Below are 19373 nucleotides of genomic sequence, written 5' to 3' on the forward strand. Positions count from 1 at the left end.
ATGTTGAGGGCGCGGCCAAGAGGCGCCTTCCCGGATCTCAGAAGAACGCCTGCAGCCCCGTCTGGGCCCGTCCCAGGATCAGGGCGTGGACGTCGTGGGTGCCCTCGTAGGTGTTCACCGTCTCGAGGTTCTGGGCGTGGCGCATCACGTGGTACTCGCCCATGATGCCGTTGCCGCCGTGCATGTCCCGGGCGGTGCGGGCGATGTCGAGCGCCTTGCCGCAATTGTTGCGCTTGACCAGCGAGATCATCTCGGGCGCCATCTTGCCCTCGTCCATCAGCCGCCCGACCCGGAGCGAGGCCTGGAGGCCCAGCGTGATCTCGGTCTGCATGTCGGCGAGCTTCTTCTGGACGAGCTGGGTCTGCGCCAGGGGCCGGCCGAACTGCTTGCGCTCCAGGGTGTAGTTGCGGGCGCGGTGCCAGCAATCCTCCGCGGCGCCCATCGCGCCCCACGAGATGCCGTAGCGCGCCCGGTTGAGGCAGCCGAACGGCCCCTTCAGCCCCGAGACGTTCGGCAGCAGCGCGTCCTCGCCGACCTCGACGCCCTCCATGACGATCTCGCCGGTGGTGGAGGCGCGCAGGGACAGCTTGCCCTTCAGCGTCGGGGCGGACAGGCCCTTCATGCCCTTCTCGAGGACGAAGCCGCGGATCGCGCCCTCGTGGGCGTCGGACTTCGCCCAGACCACGAAGACGTCCGCGAAGGGCGCGTTCGAGATCCACATCTTGGCGCCCGAGATCCGGTAGCCGCCGTCGATCTTCTCGGCCTTGGTCTTCATGCCGGCCGGGTCCGAGCCGGCATCCGGCTCGGTGAGGCCGAAGCAGCCGATCCACTCGCCCGAGGCGAGCTTCGGCAGGAACTTCTCGCGCTGCTCCTCCGAGCCGTAGGCGTGGATCGGGTACATCACCAGGGAGGATTGCACGCTCATCATCGAGCGGTAGCCGGAATCCACCGCCTCGACCGCCCGCGCCACGAGCCCGTAGGCCACGTAGGAGGCGCCCGCGCAGCCGTACTCCTCGGGGAGGGTCACGCCGAGCAGGCCGAGCTCGCCCATCTTCCGGAACAGGCCGGGATCGGTCTTCTCGGAGGCGTAGGCCTCGACGATCCCGGGGAGAAGCTGCTCCTGCGCGAAGCTCTGGGCGACGTCGCGGATCGCCCGCTCGTCCTCGGTGAGCTGATCCTCCAGCAGGAAGGGATCGTCCCAGACGAAGCGGGCCGAGGCCGGGGCCGACGGGGAGGCGCTGCCTGGAGGGCGCATCGGAGCGTTCATCGAGATTCCTCGCCTGCAGGGTGGCGCGGGTCTTCGCGGCCCGCGCGCTTGACCCTACCCTAGACCCGCGCGCCGCCCGGTCCAACGCGCGTGGTGACGCCGGGGCGCCGCCGTCACGCCCGGCCGAGGAGCATGAGCCAGAGCAGCGTGGTGAGCGGCGCCAGCAGCGTCGAGACCAGGACCGAGGCCGCGACCATGCCGGTCTCGGTCCGGTAGCGCGCCGCCAGCAGGTAGGCGTTGATCCCCACCGGCATCGCGGCGAACAGGGTCGCGACGCCCGCGTAGGCGGCCGGCATCGCGAAGACGTGGAAGGCCAGGACCCAGACCGCCAGCGGGTGCAGGAGGTTCTTCAGGAGAGCGATCACGAGCGCACCCTTGAGGTCGAACAGCACCCGGTAGCGCTTCAGGCCGGCGCCGAGCGCCACCAGGGCGCAGGTGGAGGCCGTGCCCGCGAAGGCGTCGATCAGCGACTGGGCGATGCCGACCGGCGCGAGTCCGAGGGCCTTCATGGCCATGCCGATCAGCAGCGCCACGAAGATCGGGTTGCGCAGGAGCACCAGGGCAAGGCCGCGGATCCGCGCCAGGACCGGCAGGCCGGAATCGGACTCGATCAGGAAGGTGGCGCTGCCCATCATCAGGGGCAGGTGGACGGCCAGCAGCATGAACAGCGGGAAGGCGCCCTCCTCGCCGTAGGCCTGGAGGATCATCGGGACGCCCACGAACACCGTGTTCGACTGACTCGCCGCGAAGCCGTGGAGGATCGCGCCGCGCCGCTCGATCCCGGCCCGCCGCCGGGCGATCAGCGTGCCGACGAACCACGAGATCGCCGCGCCGCCGAAATACGCGACCCAGTAGGACCACGCGATCGTCCCGCTCATCCCGGGCTTGGTCAGCGTGGCGATGATCAGCGCCGGGACGGCGACGGCGAAGACGTATTCCGACAGCCCGTCGCTCACCTTGTCGGAGAGGAGCCCCGCGAGGGCGGCCGCCCAGCCGATCAGGACGATCCCGAAGATCGGGGCGATGATGGCGAGGGCGTTCACGGGGCCGACGGGAGCGGGGGCTGGTGCGCGGGGAGAGGACTCGGCCCATAGCACGCCCGCGCGCCGCGTCGCGCCCCGTCGGAAGCTGTGCTGGCATGTCGGACAGGAGGGGGGAGAATCACCGCGCCGCCGAGCACCCCCGGTCGCCGCGGCGGTGCGGGCCCTCATCGCCGGCACCCGGCAACGCGCCGGCCGGGAACCCCTCGACTTCCCTTCCGTCACCACGGCCGACAGCGGCGCGTGACGGCGCCGCCTACTTGTTCTCCAGCACCTGGATCGGATCCGTGCGCTGGCTCGCGGGCGGTTCCTTGGTCAGGTTGGCGCCGCCCTCCCGCTGCACCTTGACGTCCTTCGGCGCACCCGGCCCGCCCACCGCGCGGCCGCCCTCGGCGCTCTGGGTCGGCACCGTGCCGGACGCCAGTTCCAGGCAGGTCACCATCTCGACATAGGAGGGGAAGCCGCCCGCCTTGAACTGGTTCTGGCACTGGCTCTTCGCGGCCGGCGTGTAACTGCTCCAGTGGCGCTCGGCCTCCTTCTTGGCGTCGCGCTCGGAGCGGATGCAGCCGTCGTAATTCGCTTTGTCGCTGATGCTCGTGTTGGCGACCTGAGCCGACCGGCAGGTCCGCTCGACGTCGAGATCAGGGACCGCGTCGGCCAGGGCGGCGGCCGGCGCGAGCGCCAGGGTGAGCAGCGCGAAGGTGCCGGGGACCATCGTGCGGGAACGGGTCGTCATGTCGTCAGACTCGCGATCTGTGGCGGTTCGCGCCGCCGGAACTGCCGGCACAACGCGCCAGGAACCGGTTCGGCACCAAGCGCCCGCGACGATCAGCCTACGTGGGCGCCGCGCAGGGCCTGGTCGAGATCGCCGTACAGATCGTCCGTGTCCTCGATGCCGGTGGACAGGCGCAGCAGGTCCGGCGGGCAGGGGCTGCCCGGGCCTTCCACCGAGGCGCGGTGCTCGATGAGGCTCTCGACGCCGCCGAGCGAGGTCGCCCGCTTCCAGAGCCGGACGCGCGCCGCCGTTGCGACGGCGCCGGGCTCGCCGCCGGCCACCCGGATCGACAGCATGAAGCCGAACCCGTCCCGCATCTGCCGGCGGGCGACCGCGTGGCCGGGATCGTCCGGGAGACCCGGGTAGAGGACGCGGGTCACGTGCGGGTGTCCGCTCAGGCGCCCGGCGAGGCGCAGGGCGCCCGCCGCCTGCGCGGCCGCCCGCAGGTGCAGAGTCCGGAGCGAGCGCATCAGCAGGTAGGCCTCGAACGGCCCGAGGATGCCGCCGCTGCCGGCACGGATCCCCCGGATCCGCTCCCAGAACGCGTCGGCCCGCGCGCCCGCCAGCACGCCCGCCACCACGTCGGAATGGCCGTTGAGGATCTTGGTGGCCGAGTGCATCACGAGGTCGGCGCCGAGTTCCAGGGGCCGCGTGTGCACCGGCGAGGCGGCCGTGGAATCCACGGCGAGCCGCGCCCCCGCCGCGTGGGCGATCTCGGCCGCCGCGGCGATGTCGGTGACCGTCCAGAGCGGGTTGCCGGGAGTCTCGATCCAGACGAGCTTGGTCCGGCCGGGCTCGATCGCGGCGCGGAGGGCGTCCGGATCGTCCGTGTCCGCGAAGGTCAGCGTGAGGCCGCGCCGGGGCGCCTCCTCGCGCAGCCAGCGCTTCAGCGCCCAGTACATGACCGTGCCGGCGACCACGTGGTCGCCGGGCTCCAGCGCGCCGAACACCGCGGTCGCCGCCGCCATCCCGGAGCCGAACAGCAGCGCGCCGGCGCCGGCGCCCTCCAGCATCGCCAGGACCGACTCCGCCTCGCGCACCGTGGCGTTGTCGGGCCGCGCGTAGCTGTAGCCGGAGCTGTAGCCGTTGTCGGGATCGCGGATGAAGGTGGTGGCGACGTGGAGCGGCATCACCACCGCCCGCGTCTCCGGGTCGATCCGGCCCATGGCCTGGGCGGCGAGGCTCCGGCGCGTGAATTCCGGCTCGGCGTCGCTCCGGGTATCCGACGGACCTTGCGGCGCGTAAGGCTGTGACATCTGGCGATTCTCGGCGGATGGAGACGGGCGCGTGCCACGGCGCGTGGGCCCCGGCAAGCCGCACCACATGCCGCGCCCCGTGGAGACCGACGATCATGACCGCCGCCACGCACGTCCCCGGAGGATCGCCCCTGCCGCGCTGGCTGCGCCTCGCCGCCGCGATCCTGCCGGTGGCGGCCACCGCGGCCGTCGGCTCGGTGTCGACGCAGGCCGAGATCCCGGGCTGGTACGCGAGCCTGAACAAGCCGGCCTTCAACCCGCCGAACTGGGTGTTCCCGGTCGCCTGGACGATCCTCTACACGATGATCGCGGTCTCCCTCTGGCGGCTGCTCGGCGCCATGTCGCGCACCGGGCCGAGCCGCGAGGGCTGGTGGCTCGCCCTCGCGGCGTTCCTGGTGCAGATCGCCCTCAACGCCGCCTGGACCCCGGTCTTCTTCACCGCCCACGCGATCGGCGCCGGGCTGGTCGTCGTGGCGATGCTGCTGGTGATGGTGCTCTGGACGATCCGGCTGACCTGGCGGTTCGACCGGCTCGCGGCGTGGCTCCTCGTCCCCTACGCCGCCTGGGTCGCGTTCGCGACGCTCCTCAACGCCGCGATCCTGCGGATGAACTGATTTCCATTTCTGGTTCGGTTTCCCTCGGTCATCGCGAGCGAAGCGAAGCGACCCAGTGCAGCGTTACCTCGGTCGGCGTGGCGCAACTGGATTGCTTCGCTGCGCTCGCAAGGACGGTCAGGGCAATCCGGACGCCGTCAGGCGTACGGATCGGTGCAGGTCCTTCGTGAACGCCGCGAAGGCGCGCGGCTCTCAGGACACGTGTTCGGGCTTCTCCTCGCCCGCGGGCCTGCCGTCGTCGCGGGCGCGGTGCAGCAGGAAGATCGCGAACACCATGGTGAGGATCAGCCCCGCCAGCACGCCGAGCTCGATCATCGAGGCCTGGAACAGCGCCTGCTTCTCCGGCGACCAGTCCTTGGCGTGCATGATCTCCGACGACTGCAGGGTGATGACCAGCACCCGCCGGATCGAGGCGATCAGCCCGACGATCAGGAACGGCTCGCAGGTCAGCGTCCCCGACCGCATCGAGACCCGCACCGTGTGCAGGATCTCGATCAGCATCAGCAGGAAGAGGAGCCGGTCGATCACCTCGAGGATCTGCTGCGCGCCGCCGAGCGCCCGCATCGCCTCCCAGGTCATGCCGGCGGCCTCGATCAGCGCCACGAGGGCCGTGAGCGCCAACAGGATGCCGAGCGCCGCGTAGATGGCGTGCTCGGTGTGCAGGAAGATCGCGCTGGCGACCTTCGTCAGGCGGCCCTGGTCTTCTGAGTGTTCCGACATCATTCCCCCCTGGAATGTGCCGAGACGATCAGCTTCCGAACCGCGCGTCCAGCCCGGCGACGCGCGGGTTCAATCGATCGGGATCGGGGGTGGCGTTACGTCGCTGCCGTGGCCGAAGCCGATCAGTGGAAGAACGGCAGGGCGTGCGGCGCGAGGTAGCCGAAGCCGAGCAGCGCCGCTCCGGCGAGACCCAGGAATCCGCCGGCGAAGACCAGCAGGCTGATCCCGGTGATCACCTCGGCCGACGCCAGCACGATGCCGATCTGGAAGGCCGCCGAGGCCAGCTCGTAGTGGTGGTAGCGCAGCAGCGCGAGGTCGCGCCGGCCCTCCGACGCGCGGGCCTTCTCGGACAGCTCCTTGCGCCCCTCGCCGGTCGACGGCTCGGAGTCCCAGCGCGCCAGGGTCTTGGACCACTCGGCGCGCTTGGCGGCGATCGCGTCCTGGTTCGGTCCCGGGGGGAGCAGCGCCAGGGCCTCGTCGGCGGTCTTGAGCACGGTCGCGCGGATCGTGCGGGCCTGGAAGTAGGCCCACTGGTTCGCGGCCTCGACGTTGGCGCCGATCGAATCCGTCTGGGACGCCTTGCCCAGCGTCTCGCTGAACGCGAGGAACAGCGCCAGCACCGAGATCAGCAGCGCCACGCGCTTGTTCGACCCCTCGATCGCCCCGTGACCACCCGACATCGCTTCCTACGTCTCCGTTGATTCGGCGGGGCCGAGTCACAGCCCATCGCGGCGCGCGACGCAATCCGCGCCGCCGATCTGCGGGGCCCAGAACCCGGGGCCCCCCTCAGTTCCCTGGCGGCTCTACTCCGCGGCGATCCGCGGCGGGTGCCCGTCATTGGCCGGATGGGCCGGATCGAAGGCGGCCTCGTCCTCCGGGTCGTCGCGCTCGCCCACGAACCGGCCGAACAGGCGCTTCAGCAGGTGGGAGAGGTCGTCCATCAGCACGAAGATCGCCGGGACGAAGACCAGCGACAGCACCGTCGAGACGATCAGGCCGCCGATCACCGCCACCGCCATGGGCGAGCGGAACTCGCCGCCGATCCCGTAGGCCATCGCGGAGGGGACCATGCCGGCCGCCATGGCGATCGTGGTCATGACGATCGGCCGGGCGCGCTTGCGGCCGGCATCGACGATCGCGACGTTCCGGTCGACGCCGGCGCGGATCTGCTCCACGGCGAAATCCACCAGCATGATGGCGTTCTTGGTCACGACGCCCATCAGCATCAGGATGCCGATCACCACCGGCATCGAGATCGGCATGTGGCAGATCAGGAGCGCCAGGATTGCGCCGCCGATGGAGAGCGGCAGCGAGAACAGGATGGTCAGCGGCTGCAGGAAGTTGCCGAACAGCAGGATCAGCACGCCGAAGACCATCATCAGGCCGGCGCCCATGGCCAGCGCGAAGCCCTCGAAGACCTCGCCCATCACCTCGGCGTCGCCGGTCTGGCTGATCGTGACCCCGGGCGGCAGGTTCTTGGCGGTCGGCAGGTTCATCACCTGGCTGATCAGCTCGGCGAGCGCGTCGGTGCCCTGCATGTCGCCCTCGAGCGCCACGCGCACGGAACGGTCGTAGCGGTCGATGCCGGTCGGGCCCTGGCCGAGGCTGATATCGGCGACGGTCGCGAGCGGAACGGCGGTCCCGCCCTTCACCGGGACCTTCAGGGTCTCGAGGTCGGAGAGCCGCCCGCGGACGCTCTCGGGGAGCTGCACGCGGATCGGGATCTGCCGGTCGGTGGCGTTGAACTTGGCGAGATTCATGCCGATGTCGCCGATCGTCCCGACCCGCACGGTCTCGGCGATGGTGTCGGTGCTGACGCCGAGGTCGGCCGCCACGGCGGGCTTCGGCCGGATCCGGACCTCGGTCCGGTCGAGGGGCGCCGTCGACATGACGTTGACGAGGTGCGGGACCTGCTGGGCCTCGCGCTGGAGCTTGGCCGCCGTCTCGGCGACCACGGCCTTGTCGGGGCCGGCGATGATCAGCGCGAGGTCGCGCTGACCGCCCTCGCGCAGGGCCCAGAAGCGCAGGTCCGGCTCCTCCCGGAGGATCGCCGCGACCTCGGCGTCGATCTGCTTCTGGGTCTTGTCGCGGCTGTTCTTCGGCGTGAGGTTGATGGTGAGGCTCGCGAGCCGCACCTCCTTCTTGGCCGGCAGCTGGCGGCCGCCGTCCACGAACACGCTCTTCACCTCGGGCAGCGCGCGGATCTTCTCCTCGATGCGGTCGGTGACGCGGACCGTGTCCTGGAGCCGGGCGCCGGGCGGCAGCTCGACCACGAACAGGGTGCGGGCTTGGTCCTCCGCCGGCAGGAAGCCCGCGGGCAGCAGGCCGGTGGAGGCGATGGAGCCGGCGAAGCACGCGATGCCGAGCACCAGCGTGATGAACTTGTGCCGGACCGACCAGGCCACGAGGCGGGTGTAGCCGCGCATGATGACGCCGTCCCGCTCGTGGTCCGGCCCGTGGTCGCGCAGGAAGTAGGCGGCGAGCAGCGGCGTGATCAGGCGCGCCACGAGCAGCGACATGAACACCGCCGCCGCGATGGTCAGGCCGAACTGCTTGAAGTACTGGCCGGCGATGCCGCCCATGAACGACACGGGCGAGAAGATCGCGATGATCGTCGCCGTGATGGCGATGACCGCGAGCCCAATCTCGTCGGCGGCCTCGAGGGACGCGCGGTAGGGCGATTTCCCCATCCGCATGTGCCGGACGATGTTCTCGATCTCCACGATCGCGTCGTCCACCAGGATGCCGGTGACCAGCGTGATCGCCAGCAGGCTGACGGCGTTGAGCGAGAAGCCCAGCGCGCTCATCACCCAGAAGGTCGGCAGCACGGAGAGGGGCAGCGCCACCGCGGCGATCAGGGTCGCGCGCCAGTCGCGCAGGAACAGCAGCACCACCACGACGGCGAGGAGGGCACCCTCGATCAGGCCCATCATGGCGGAGTGGTAGTTGCCGATCGTGTTGACGACGCTGGTGTCGATCAGGTCGAACCGCACGTTGGGATTGGCCGCGTGCAGCGCCGCGATCTTCTTGGCCACGCCCACCGACACGTCGGCGTCGCTGGCGCCGCTGGCGCGGGAGATCGCGAAGGCGACCACCGGCTCGCCGTTGAAGCGCGCGAAGGTGCGGGGCTCCTCGGCGGTGTCCGACAGGGTCGCGAGCTCGTCGAGGCGGACCTTGCGGTTGCCCGGCACCACGATGGAGGTCTTGGCCAGCGTGTCGAGGCTCGCCGAGGCGGCGAGCGCCCGGATCGACTGCTCCTGGCCACCGACCTCGGCCCGGCCGCCGGCCATGTCGGCCGAGGTCAGGCGCAGCTGCCGGTTCACGTCCGCGGCGGTGATGCCCAGCGCCAGCAGCCGGTCGGGCTTCAGGGTGACGCGGATCTCGCGGGCGACGCCGCCGAGGCGCTCGACGCCGCCGACGCCCTTCACGCTCTGGAGCCCGCGGGCGACGACGTCGTCCACGAACCACGACAGGTCCTCGGGCGTCATGGCCGGCGCTGAGGCGCCGTAGACCATGATCGGCAGGCCGGCGATCTCCACGCGCGAGACGATCGGCTCGTCGATGGTGCGCGGCAGGTTCTGCCGGATCTTGGCGATGGCGTCCTTGACGTCGTTCGTCGCCCGATCCTGGTTCACCTCCAGGCGGAACTCGATCGTGGTGGTGGAGGTGCCCTCGGTTATCGTCGAGAGGATGTGCTTGACGCCCTTCACGCCGGCGACCGAATCCTCGACCCACTTGGTGACCTGGGTCTGAAGCTCCGCGGGCGCGGCCCCCGACTGGGTGATCGTCACCGAGACGATCGGGATGTCGATATTGGGGAACCGGGTGATCGGCAGCGCGCGGAAGCTCACCAGCCCGAGGATCATCAGGACTAGGAACAGGACCACCGAGGGCAGGGGCTTGCGGATCGCCCAGGCGGAGACGTTGAGGCGCATGGCCGGATCCTTCGACTCGTCCTACCGCGGGGCCGCGTCGGCGATCGGCGTGCTGGTGGGGGCCGGGACGGGGCGCACCCGGTCGCCGTCGCGCAGGAAGCTTCCGGCACGGGCCACGACGCTCTCGCCGGCGGCGACGCCGGAGCGGAGTTCCGTGAAGCCCTCGGCGGAGAGGCCCGTGGTCACGGGCCGCGCCTCGACGCGCCCGTCCTTCACCACCAGCACGCTGGCGCGGCCGTCGGCCGCGTACAGAAGGCTGGAGACCGGGACGGCGACGCCCGTGCGGCGCGCGATCTCCACGTTGCCGCGCGCGAAGGCGCCGATGCGCAGGGCCGGATCGTCGCCGAGCCGGATGCGCACCTTGCCGAGCCGCGTCGCCCGGTCGACCTCCGGGTAGACCCGGCGCACCTTGCCGGCGAGGCGGCGGCCGTCGTCGAGGTCGAGGCTCGCCGGATTGCCGACGTGAATGCGCGCCAGCGACGTCTCGGGCACCTCGCCCTCCAGCTCGATCTCGCCACGGGCGATCAGCCGGAACAGCGGCTCGCCCACCGCGGTGGCGGTGGCGCCGATCCGGGCGGTGCGGCGGTTGATGATCCCGGCCTCGGGGGCGCGGATGTCGGTGCGGGCGCGCCGCAGGGCGATCTCGGCGCCGGCGGCCCGCGCCGTGGCGAGGTCGGCCTGGGCCGATTGCAGGCCGCCCCTGGCGGCGGCGACGCGGCCCTCGGCCCCCTGGGCCGCCGAGACGCGCTGCTCCAGCACGGCCGCGGTGGCGTTGCCTGTCTTGGCGAGCGCCTGCGCCCGCTCGAGCGCCTGCTTGGCCTCCAGGTTGGCGGCCTCCGCCTGGACGATCTGGCTCTGTGCCTGGACGATGGCCGCCTCGGCGCGAGCGATCGCCGCCGCGTTCGAGGCCTCCTGGGTGACGATCATCTCCAGCGACAGCTTGGCGAGCACCTGTCCCTTGGTGACGCGGTCGCCCTCCTCGACGAGGAGATCAGTGATGCGCAGGCCCTCGACCTCCGGGGAGACGAGGATCTCGTCCCGGGGGACCAGCGTGCCGGTGACGACGGCCCGCTCGACGATCTCGCGGCTCTCGGCCGGCACGACGGTGACCGCGGGCGCGATGGCGGCGGCGTCGGGAACGGCGGCGGTCTCGACGGCCCGGGCCGGCGCCGCCGCGAGGATCGCGAGCCCGCACAGAAGACTGAGGCGAGACGCGCGCCAACGGACGGAGTTCACGACGGGGGCCTCGCAAGCGGCGCTGGACGGGTACGGCCTCTCCCTCGCTGGGCAGGTCGGCGTTTTCATGGCGAGCCACTCTGGCGGAGGCCGAGCATAGCGCCATCGGGCGGGGCCGTCGCCCGGCCTCACGCCGCAGGTCGTCGGGGCGACCGGAGCGCGGTGGTCGACGACGATCGACCTGCAACCAGCCACGAATAGCGACGTTAATAGACCGATGGTCTTCTCGGGACCGGGGAGGGATCGATGAGCATTTTCCAGATTAGACAGAAGAAGAGCGGCGTGGTGCTCTGGACTGGAGCGGCAGCCGACGAGCAGACGGCCCTCGACGCCATGGCGCGCGAGGCAGGCTATCGCGACTTCTCGTCCCTGCCGGACACGATCCGCGCCGACGGGATCGAGGCGGCGAAGCTCGACCTGATCTCCTGAGTTCGGATTGACGCACCTGCGCCGGAGCGGATCCCGTTCCGGCGCAGGCTTCGTTCGGATCGTCGCTGGCCGGCCGCTCAGAGGCTCCGAACGAGGTCCTCGATCGTCGCGGCGCAGGTCCGGATCGCGTCCGGGTCGTGCAGGCCGCCGATCACCGCGGGGTCGAGGGCGAGGCCCGCCGCGATCAGGCTCGGCCAGGCCGCGGACGAGGGCCAGCCGGGATGCACGATCGCGGCGCCGAGCCGGGCCAGCGCCTCGGCCTTCTCGGTCTGCTCGCCGTAGGCCCGCTCCTCCGGCAGGCAGAGGAAGCGCTTCCCCTGCGCGGCGGCCAGGGCGACGACGCCGTCGCCGCCGCCCCCCACCAGCAGCGCCGCCCGGGCGACCCGCGCCTCGACGTCGGGGACCCAGCCGTGCAGGTGCAGGTTGTCGGGGGCGTGGCCCGAGCCGGAGACCGGCCCCAGGACGTGCCACGGCCGGTCCGGCACCGCCCGCGCCGCCGCGGCGAGCTCCGCGAGGCTGCCGCCCGCGCCGCCGCGGCCGAACACCACCACGATCTCGCGTCCCGCCACGGCCGGACCCTGCGCCGGCGCGCCGAGGAACCCCGCGTAGAGCGTCTTGGCCCGCACCCAGTCCGGCACGGCCGCGCCGTCGAGCGCCGCCGGGAAGGGGGCGAGCAGCCGTGTCGCGCCGCGGAACGCCTCCAGATGCGGCCGGTCAGTCCGGGTCCCCGCGAGCCGCACCACCAGGGTCGGCACCGACAGGAGGCGCGCCAGGAGCGCCACCTCCACTGAGACGTCGACGACCAGGAGGGCAGGGTCGGCCCGCTCCGCCCAGGCGGCGATGCGCGCCGTCCGCGCGCGAACGCCCGGATGATGGAGCGGCGCGTAGTGCAGGGCCTCGGGCCGCTCGGTCGCGCGGTCCTGGCCGTCGAAGGCCGCGTCGCCGAGGGGGCGGTCGTCGGGCAGGTCGACGGTGTCGAGGCCGGCGGTGTCGAACCCGGCGAGGGTCCCGAGGATCGTGCAGGGCCGGTTCAGGGCACCGGCGACGGCCCGGGCCCGCTGGAGATGGCCGGCGCCCTGGTGATGGACGTACCAGCCGATGCCGCGGGTCACGCGGCGTCCCTCAGGGACGACGCGAGGGCGTCGAGATCGGCGACCGCCTGGTCGAGGGCGCAGTCCCGCGCCGGCGGGCTGCGCGATTCGAGGATCCGGTCGGCCCGCTCCACGAAGGCGATGTCGTTCGGGCAGGCCCCGACGGCGGCGAGGTCGTCAGCGTCGAGACCGAGCCGCGCGCAGGCCGCGGCGCGGGCCTGCGGGTCGAGGTGGAAGGCTCGGCGCAGGGCCGCGCGGCGCAGGATCAGCGCCCGCCAGTGGGCGGCCTCCGGCAGCAGGTAGGCCTCCCCGTCGAGGACTCGGGTCCGGCGCAGCATCTCGGTGGCCATCCCGCCCGAGACCCGACCCTGGTGGCGGGCCGAGACCAGAACCTGCACGTCCGGGCAGTGGCGCAGGCGCGCACCGTTGGCGCGCAGCAGCCCGACGAGGGCGTTGTCCTCGCCGCAGGGCAGCGCCGGCAGCCCACCCACCGCCCGGTACAGGATCGCGGGCACGGCGAGGCTCGCGCCGGTATGGTCGCCGTGGCGGGGGGCGGGATCGTAGGGCGGCGGGTCGAGCAGGTCCTCCAGGCGTCGGACGCCGGACCAGTAGCGCTCGATGCGCGCGTGCAGGTCCGTCAGGGCGGGGTCCGGCGTGCCGTCGTCGTCGATCACCAGCCGGCCGCCGACGATGTCCGCGGACTCGAGAGCGCGGAGATTGGCCGCGACCCACTCGGCCGGCAGGCGGGCATCCGCGTCGGTGGTCAGGAGGACGCCGTCCGGCTCACCGTCGGCCTCCAGCCAGTCGGCCCCGGCATCGAGCGCCATGCGCCGGGCCGTGCCGACATGGGCGTCCGCGCCGCCGAGCTCGACCGCGATCAGCCGGAGGGTCAGCGTCGCGAGGATGCCCGAGGCCTCGACGTCCCGCACCGCCTGGACGGTCCCGTCCGTGCAGTTGTTGGCCAGCACCACGACGCGCAGGGGCGCCCGCGCCGAGACGCCGTTCTGCGCGGCCAGGGACGCGAGCAGGCGGGGCAGGCGCTCGGCCTCGTTCCGGGCGGGGATGCAGACGACGCAGGGCGGTGGGGCCGGGTGGTCGGCGTCGGTGATCATGGCAGGTCTCCCGTGGCACCCTCGTGCACCGCGGAGGTCGGGGGCGGCCCGTCGTGCCGCCGGGCTCCGGGCTCGGGTGCGGATTGCGGCGCGCGGATCCGCGCCGTTCAGCCGCGTCCTCCGGCGACGCGCAGGGCCGGCCGCGCCCGCTCGGCGCAGCGCGCGATCACGGAGTCGTAGGCTTCAAGGTAGCGCCCGGTCATGGCGGCAGCGTCGTAGAGCGCCTCGGCGCGGTCGCGGCAGGCCCGGCGCGACAGGCCGGCGGCTTCCCGGATCGCCACCGAGAGATCCTGCGGATCGTCCGGGCGCCCGAGGCGGCCGCAGGACGCGTCCAGGATGTTGGGCATGGCGCCGCGGCGGAACGCCGCCACCGGGGTGCCGCAGGCGAGCGCCTCCGCCACGACGAGGCCGAAGGGCTCCTCCCAGCGCGGCGAGACGATCGCCACGCGGGCCCGGCCGAGATGGTGGGCGAGGTCCCGGTGGGAGAGATGACCGAGATGCGTCAGGTCCGGACCGAGGCGCGGGGCGATCTCGGCGGCCCAGTAGCCGGGATTGAGCTTGGGACCCGCGAAGGTCAGCGGCAGCCCGGCGGCGCGGGCCGCGTCGATCGCCAGGTGCAGCCCCTTCTCGGGCACGATCCGGCCCGACCAGAAGGCGAAGGGCGGATCGTCGGCAGCGTCCGAGAACGCGAAGGTCGAGAGGTCCACGCCGTTGTCGACCACCTGGGCGCCGGGCACGAGATGCGCCCATTCCTGCGCCAGGGACGGCGAGACCGCCAGGAAGGCCATGTCGGGATCGGCCTGGACCACGCCGCCGACCAGGGACTCGAAGGGCGGCGTGTGCAGCACGGTCACCCAGGGCAGGCCGAGGCGCGTGCTCTCGCACAGCGGCAGGGCGTGCAGCGAGTTGTTGTGGACGAGATCGAACCCGCCGGCCGCGACCATCTCCATCATGCGCCGGTAGGCATCGTGCTCGGCCCGGTCGATCGCCTCCTCGCGCTCCGGATCGAGGAGCGCGTCCCCGGTGGGATCGCACAGCATCACCGGGTCGAGCGTCGGGTCGGACCCGCGGCTGGCGAACAGCGTGACGTCGTGCCCGTGCCGCTTCAGCGCGACGGTCAGGAGATGCGTGTGCATCTCCAGGCCGCCGGCATAGGGCTGGCCGATCGGGTATTTCAGATGTGCGAGGACAGCGATCTTCACGCGCGCACCGAGTCCGGTTGGGTGGGGATTTCTGCCGCCCGCAGCGGCGCGAAAGGACTTCTTTCCGCGGCGAGGGTGGCGGGGATCATGCCGAATATTTCTTCAACAAGCGTTGCGTTGACGGGGTCTGAGCGACGACGGACGCGACGCTTGCCGGCTTCCTAAGCGCGGCGGCCTGAACCATTGATGATCGAGATCCGTGGGTGGCCGTTCACGCCGCGGCGCGGCGCCCCCGGGATGCCCCTGAGGCCCGCGGTCGCGGAGCCGGGAGCGGCCTGTTAGGCTGCGCGGCCGCGCCGGCCGTGGCGTCGTCAGGGGAGGGGTGTCGATGGGGCTTCCGTTCGGGCTGAGCGTGTTCGCCGTGGGCGTGGCGGCGCTGGCGATCATCACCCTGGCCGCGGGCGTGAAGATCGTGCCCCAGGGCTACGTCTACACGGTGGAGCGCTTCGGCCGCTACGCCCGCACCCTCGACGCCGGCCTCGGCCTGATCACGCCCTTCGTCGAGCGCGTCGGCCGCAAGGTCAACGTGATGGAGCAGGTCATCGACGTGCCGAGCCAGCAGGCCTTCACCCGCGACAACGCCGGCGTCACCATCGACGCCGTGGTGTTCTACCAAGTCCTCGACGCGGCGCGCGCCTCCTACGAGGTCTCGAGCCTCGACCTCGCCGCCACGACCCTGACCATGACCAACATCCGCACCGTGGTCGGCTCGATGGATCTCGACCAGCTCCTCGCCCACCGCGACGAGATCAACGAGCGCCTGCTCCGGGTGATGGACGCGGCGGCCTCGCCCTGGGGCGTCAAGATCAACCGGATCGAGATCAAGGACATCGTGCTCCCGGCCGATCTCGCCGGGGCCATGGCCCGCCAGATGAAGGCCGAGCGCGAGAAGCGCGCCTCGATCCTGGAGGCAGAGGGGCAGCGCGCCGCCGAGATCCTGCGGGCCGAGGGGCGCAAGCAGTCGGCGATCCTCGAGGCGGAGGGCCGGCGCGAGGCCGCCTTCCGCGACGCGGAGGCGCGGGAGCGCTCCGCCGAGGCCGAGGCGGCGGCGACCGGCATGGTCAGCCGGGCGATCGCCGAGGGCGACATCGCGGCGGCGAACTTCCTCGTGGCCGAGAAGTACGTCGACGCGGTGCGGGCGATCGCCACCGCGCCGAACCAGCGCGTCGTGGTGGTCCCGATCGAGGCGGCGGCCCTGGCCGGCACCCTCGGCGGCATCGGCGAGCTCACCCGCTCGGTCTTCGGCGACGGCGCCGCGGCGCCCCGGCGCGCGGGGAGCCCGCCGAACGTCGCGCCGCCGCGGGCCTGACGCCGGTGACGCTCGATTCCCTCGCCGCGACCCTCGGGGCCCTCGGGGCGGCCTGGAGCTGGGTGATCGCCGGCCTCGTGCTGGCCGGTGCCGAGATCCTGCTGCCCGGCGTGTTCCTGATCTGGCTGGGCCTCGCCGCCGTCGCGACGGGCCTCGCCGCCGCGGCGCTGCCCATGCCCTGGCAGGGCCAGACCCTGCTGTTCGCCGGTCTCGCCGTCGCCCTGGTGGCGCTCGCGACGCGCCTCCAGCGGCGCGGCAAGGGCGCCGGGCCGGACCTGAACCGGGCCGACCGGGGCCTGATCGGGCGCGAGGGCGTGCTCGACGAGCCGATCGTGCGGGGCGCCGGCCGGATCCGCTTCGACGACACGCTGTGGCGGGTCGAGGGGCCCGACCTGCCGGCGGGCCGCCGGGTGCGCGTCACCGGGATCGGCGGCACGGTCCTGCGGGTGGAGGCGGCCTGAGGGCCTCGCCCACCGATCGAGCCTTCTTCGCGCCTACCCGAACGCCCCGACCTCGTGCTGGATCATCCCCGAGATCTCCCGCACCTGATCGAACATCCGGCGGATCGGCAGGAACAGGTTGGCGTGCTCGGACTCGTAGGTGCCGACGTCGCGCGGGCCGGCCGGCTCGCCGAAGTTGAGGCCCAGCGTCGGATCCGGCGTGACCGGGAAGATCGCGTCGAGGAGCTTCAGGCAGCCGTCGATGTCCAGCCGCAGGAAACGCTCCAGCAGCTGCTCGCGGGAGATGCCCGCCTGCGGCCGGAAGCCCGGGATGTGCACCGCCAGGAACCAGATCCGGTGGATCAGCGCGAGGCGCAGGGCGTGGAGCAGCGTCAGCCGCGCCGACATGGCGGGCAGGTCCGGGGCGGCCGCGCTCAGGGCGAGCCAGTCCCGGGTCAGGCGCCCGAACAGGTTCCGCAGCGCGGGGGCGAGGTCGAGGCGCTCCAGCGCGCCCGAGATCACCACCAGCTCGTCCCGGCGGAAATCCTTCTGGGTGCGCCGCGCCCGCTCCAGCCACACGGCCGGGTCGAGGGTGTCGATATAGGCCCGCAGGACGTCGAGGTCGCCGACCGAGGCGGCGTGCTGGACCAGCCGGAAGGCCCGGGAGAAGCGCACCGAATCGCGCCGCATGTCGCGGAACAGGTCGGGGCCGCGCTGGGCCGCCCGGCCGATCCCGTGGAGGGAGTTCGCCAGGAAGCCGAGCTGGTGCAGGATCGCGTTGTTGGGGATCGCCCGCATCTGGCGCGGATGGGTGATCCGCGCCGGGCCGCCATTGTCGGTCTGGCGCGCCACCGGGCGCGACCCGGTCCGGTCGATCAGGCTCGGGCCGAAGGTGCCGAGGAGCGCCGCGTAGCCCGGGTCGTCGACCAGCGCCTCCATGTCCTGGCGGGCAGCGGTGAAGAACTCGAGGGCGAAATCCGGCTCGGCGTAGATCGGATCGACCTTGCCGTCGGAGGCCTTGGGCCGGTCGTTCAGGGCGTAGTCCGGGAACGAATCCTCCTCCGTCACGTCGAGCGCGTAGACGTGCTCGGCGATGCGGGCGACGCTGGCGCGCGCCAGCGCCTCGGTGCCGTACAGCAGGTAACCGTCGGTGCCCTGGAAGCTCGATTCGAGGCGGATCCGGATGCCGGCCTTCCGGGCGCGGTCCCGCGCATCCTCGGGGGCGAGGTAGGCGAGCCGGTCGCGCAGGGAGGTCGGATGAGCGCCGCGCCCAATCGACTCGCCGTGCGTGTCGAAGATCGCGAGCTCGACGTCGGACAGGCCGTTCTGGACCAGCATCTCGGTGATGCGCAGCCGCAGCCGCTCGATCCAGAAGGTCGCCGCCAGCTGGCCGACGTAGCGGCCCGAATCCGAGTAGCCGAACTGCACGGTGAGCCGGCCGATGCGCTTCAAATACTGGCGCCAGTGCGGGTTGCGCAGGGCGTCGTCGAGCACCCGGATGCCCTGCTCCAGCGCGCTCGCCGTCTCGAACAGCGGCGTGATCTCCAGCTTGTCGGCGATGCCGTAGTGGCGCGCGAGCCAGAGGGCCGCGAGCAGGGTGTAGCCGGTCTCGGTCTCGGCGATGAGGAAGCGCACCGGATGGGTGCCGTCCACGTGCTTGAGGATCTGGGCGATCGTCATCATCAGCCGCGCCGCCGAGGCCCGCTCGGCCGCGAGCGCCCCGAAATCGACGGCCACAGGACGGACGTCGTTCAGCAGGGTGTGGATCGTCGCGAGGTGCGAGCGGCGCCGGGCCGCGTCGGTGGGCTCGCCCTCCAGGTCGATCACCCGCCGCACCGCGTTGTGGATCTGGCTGGCGTTCAGCCGGAAATGCGGCAGGGCGTTCGACAGGCCGTGCGTCGCGACGCCCGCGCGCAGGACGGCGATCCGGCGCTGGTCGGCCGCGTCGGCGGCGGTCTCGAGGGCCGTGGTCAGCGCGGCGACGAGGGTCCCGGCATCGGTCTGGGCGCGTTCGCGCTCGATGATGAGCGCCAGGGCGAAGCGGTGCACCGCCTCGAGAGACGGCTGGTCGCCCAGGCGCGGCGCCACGGTGAGCTGGCGGTTCACCGCCGCCAAGGCGTTCTCGGCGAGCGACCGGACCTCGCGGCAGGCGGGGATCTCGGGCAGGTCGCGCATCACCCGGTCGAACTGCATGCGCTTCGAGATCAGCCGGTAGCGCAGGGTGTCCCACCAGCCGATATCGGTCCGCCCGTCGGTGTCGCAGCCGACCCAGCTGGCGATGGCGAAGGGGCGGGGCGTCAGCTCCGTCCAGCGGTCCGGCCAGCGGGCGCGGGCGGCGTCGAGCAGGGCGCCGTTGAAGGCGTCGAGGGCGAGCCGGCCGTTGTTGGCCGCCGCGCAGGCCTGCTCGAACTCGACGTCCAGGGTGATCGGCGCGTCCGGCCGGGTCGACAGGGCCGCCGCGCGCGCGATCAGCCCGGCGCGGTCCCTGGCGTCGGGCAGGCTCGCGGCCTCGGCGAGGAGGCCGGCCACGGCCCGGGGCATGCCGAAGGTGGGGTGGGCGGTGAACACCACCGCGAAGGCGGTGCGGTGGATCAGGGCCGCGAAGGTCTCGACGCTGTCCGGCCGGTCGGGGGCCGCCGCCACGAGCCGCGCAGGGATTCCCGCCTGCGGATCCTCCGGGCCGGCATCGAGTCCGACGTAGCCCCGCAGCCGTTCCGCCCGCGCCGCCAGGGCCGAGCCGCGCAGGCGCACGAACAGCCCGTCCAGGTCGCCGGCCGAGATCTCGTTCCGGTCGAAGCGCCGGGTGATCGCCAGGGTCACCGCCAGGACGGGGTTGCGGAACGGGTCCTCCCGGGCCTGATCCCGGGCGGCCTCGATCAGTCCGAGGAGGTGCGCCTCCAGTTCCTCGGGCTCGCGGCTCGGCTCGTGCTGCATCGGTCGGTCCCGG

Annotated in this window: 16 protein-coding genes; 4 read left to right on the forward strand and 12 right to left on the reverse strand. The window is 72.5% G+C overall.

Annotated elements, in window-relative coordinates:
• Nucleotides 1–37: 37 nt before the first annotated feature.
• The 4 genes from LOK46_RS27360 to LOK46_RS27375 all read right to left on the reverse strand — a co-directional run bounded on the left by LOK46_RS27360 (nucleotide 38) and on the right by LOK46_RS27375 (nucleotide 4338).
• On the reverse strand, nucleotides 38–1267 hold the full coding sequence (locus tag LOK46_RS27360; protein WP_273561464.1) for an acyl-CoA dehydrogenase: 1230 nt from the start codon (nucleotides 1265–1267) through the stop codon (nucleotides 38–40).
• Between the two features lie 113 nt (nucleotides 1268–1380).
• Nucleotides 1381–2310, reverse strand: a complete 930-nt coding sequence (locus LOK46_RS27365) for an AEC family transporter (protein WP_273561465.1) — start codon at nucleotides 2308–2310, stop codon at nucleotides 1381–1383.
• Between the two features lie 253 nt (nucleotides 2311–2563).
• On the reverse strand, nucleotides 2564–3043 hold the full coding sequence (locus tag LOK46_RS27370) for a hypothetical protein (protein WP_273561466.1): 480 nt from the start codon (nucleotides 3041–3043) through the stop codon (nucleotides 2564–2566).
• A 92-nt stretch (nucleotides 3044–3135) separates the two neighbouring features.
• Nucleotides 3136–4338, reverse strand: a complete 1203-nt coding sequence (locus LOK46_RS27375) for a trans-sulfuration enzyme family protein (protein WP_273561467.1) — start codon at nucleotides 4336–4338, stop codon at nucleotides 3136–3138.
• 95 nt (nucleotides 4339–4433) lie between these two features.
• On the opposite strand from LOK46_RS27375, the gene LOK46_RS27380 reads away from it, so the two are divergent.
• Nucleotides 4434–4952 carry a TspO/MBR family protein gene (locus tag LOK46_RS27380; protein WP_273561468.1) on the forward strand — a complete coding sequence of 173 codons (519 nt, stop codon included), beginning with the start codon at nucleotides 4434–4436 and terminating at the stop codon, nucleotides 4950–4952.
• A gap of 192 nt (nucleotides 4953–5144) precedes the next feature.
• Here LOK46_RS27380 and LOK46_RS27385 read toward each other — a convergent pair whose 3' ends face one another.
• From LOK46_RS27385 to LOK46_RS27400, 4 genes are all read right to left on the reverse strand, one after another.
• On the reverse strand, nucleotides 5145–5672 hold the full coding sequence (locus tag LOK46_RS27385) for a phosphate-starvation-inducible PsiE family protein (RefSeq protein WP_056532064.1): 528 nt from the start codon (nucleotides 5670–5672) through the stop codon (nucleotides 5145–5147).
• A gap of 122 nt (nucleotides 5673–5794) precedes the next feature.
• Nucleotides 5795–6352 (reverse strand): DUF4337 domain-containing protein, encoded by a 558-nt coding sequence (locus tag LOK46_RS27390; protein ID WP_273561469.1) that lies wholly within the window; start codon nucleotides 6350–6352, stop codon nucleotides 5795–5797.
• A 123-nt stretch (nucleotides 6353–6475) separates the two neighbouring features.
• Nucleotides 6476–9607 (reverse strand): efflux RND transporter permease subunit, encoded by a 3132-nt coding sequence (locus LOK46_RS27395; protein WP_273561470.1) that lies wholly within the window; start codon nucleotides 9605–9607, stop codon nucleotides 6476–6478.
• Between the two features lie 21 nt (nucleotides 9608–9628).
• A complete protein-coding gene (locus LOK46_RS27400) occupies nucleotides 9629–10912 on the reverse strand; it encodes an efflux RND transporter periplasmic adaptor subunit (RefSeq protein ID WP_273561471.1) in 1284 nt (427 codons plus the stop codon).
• 177 nt (nucleotides 10913–11089) lie between these two features.
• Here LOK46_RS27400 and LOK46_RS27405 point away from each other — a divergent pair, with 177 nt between their 5' ends.
• The gene (locus LOK46_RS27405; protein ID WP_273561472.1) at nucleotides 11090–11272 is read left to right on the forward strand and encodes a hypothetical protein; all 183 of its coding nucleotides are present in this window, start codon (nucleotides 11090–11092) and stop codon (nucleotides 11270–11272) included.
• A gap of 77 nt (nucleotides 11273–11349) precedes the next feature.
• Here LOK46_RS27405 and LOK46_RS27410 read toward each other — a convergent pair whose 3' ends face one another.
• From LOK46_RS27410 to LOK46_RS27420, 3 genes are all read right to left on the reverse strand, one after another.
• Nucleotides 11350–12384 (reverse strand): glycosyltransferase, encoded by a 1035-nt coding sequence (locus tag LOK46_RS27410; protein ID WP_273561473.1) that lies wholly within the window; start codon nucleotides 12382–12384, stop codon nucleotides 11350–11352.
• Nucleotides 12381–13475 carry a glycosyltransferase gene (locus LOK46_RS27415; RefSeq protein ID WP_273561474.1) on the reverse strand — a complete coding sequence of 365 codons (1095 nt, stop codon included), beginning with the start codon at nucleotides 13473–13475 and terminating at the stop codon, nucleotides 12381–12383. Before LOK46_RS27415 ends, LOK46_RS27410 begins: the two co-directional genes overlap by 4 nt.
• A 107-nt stretch (nucleotides 13476–13582) precedes the next feature.
• Nucleotides 13583–14677, reverse strand: a complete 1095-nt coding sequence (locus tag LOK46_RS27420; protein WP_273561475.1) for a glycosyltransferase family 4 protein — start codon at nucleotides 14675–14677, stop codon at nucleotides 13583–13585.
• Between the two features lie 328 nt (nucleotides 14678–15005).
• Between LOK46_RS27420 and LOK46_RS27425 the strand changes: the two genes are divergently transcribed.
• Entirely contained in the window at nucleotides 15006–15986 is a 981-nt protein-coding gene (locus LOK46_RS27425) for an SPFH domain-containing protein (protein ID WP_273561476.1), read from the forward strand.
• A 5-nt stretch (nucleotides 15987–15991) separates the two neighbouring features.
• Entirely contained in the window at nucleotides 15992–16447 is a 456-nt protein-coding gene (locus LOK46_RS27430; protein ID WP_273561477.1) for an NfeD family protein, read from the forward strand.
• A gap of 33 nt (nucleotides 16448–16480) precedes the next feature.
• On the opposite strand, the gene LOK46_RS27435 is transcribed toward LOK46_RS27430, so the two are convergent.
• A complete protein-coding gene (locus LOK46_RS27435; protein WP_273561478.1) occupies nucleotides 16481–19360 on the reverse strand; it encodes a phosphoenolpyruvate carboxylase in 2880 nt (959 codons plus the stop codon).
• Nucleotides 19361–19373 lie beyond the last annotated feature (13 nt).

Origin of the sequence: Methylobacterium sp. NMS14P, assembly GCF_028583545.1 — a bacterium.
Taxonomy (GTDB): domain Bacteria; phylum Pseudomonadota; class Alphaproteobacteria; order Rhizobiales; family Beijerinckiaceae; genus Methylobacterium.

Coding starts and splice junctions, on each gene's coding strand:
- LOK46_RS27435 (WP_273561478.1), bottom strand. CDS start 19,360: ATGCAGCACGAGCCGAGCCGCGAGCCCGAGGAACTGGAGGCGCACCTC.
- LOK46_RS27400 (WP_273561471.1), bottom strand. CDS start 10,912: ATGAAAACGCCGACCTGCCCAGCGAGGGAGAGGCCGTACCCGTCCAGC.
- LOK46_RS27425 (WP_273561476.1), top strand. CDS start 15,006: ATGGGGCTTCCGTTCGGGCTGAGCGTGTTCGCCGTGGGCGTGGCGGCG.
- LOK46_RS27390 (WP_273561469.1), bottom strand. CDS start 6,352: ATGTCGGGTGGTCACGGGGCGATCGAGGGGTCGAACAAGCGCGTGGCG.
- LOK46_RS27385 (WP_056532064.1), bottom strand. CDS start 5,672: ATGTCGGAACACTCAGAAGACCAGGGCCGCCTGACGAAGGTCGCCAGC.
- LOK46_RS27395 (WP_273561470.1), bottom strand. CDS start 9,607: ATGCGCCTCAACGTCTCCGCCTGGGCGATCCGCAAGCCCCTGCCCTCG.
- LOK46_RS27405 (WP_273561472.1), top strand. CDS start 11,090: ATGAGCATTTTCCAGATTAGACAGAAGAAGAGCGGCGTGGTGCTCTGG.
- LOK46_RS27370 (WP_273561466.1), bottom strand. CDS start 3,043: ATGACGACCCGTTCCCGCACGATGGTCCCCGGCACCTTCGCGCTGCTC.
- LOK46_RS27415 (WP_273561474.1), bottom strand. CDS start 13,475: ATGATCACCGACGCCGACCACCCGGCCCCACCGCCCTGCGTCGTCTGC.
- LOK46_RS27360 (WP_273561464.1), bottom strand. CDS start 1,267: ATGAACGCTCCGATGCGCCCTCCAGGCAGCGCCTCCCCGTCGGCCCCG.
- LOK46_RS27375 (WP_273561467.1), bottom strand. CDS start 4,338: ATGTCACAGCCTTACGCGCCGCAAGGTCCGTCGGATACCCGGAGCGAC.
- LOK46_RS27380 (WP_273561468.1), top strand. CDS start 4,434: ATGACCGCCGCCACGCACGTCCCCGGAGGATCGCCCCTGCCGCGCTGG.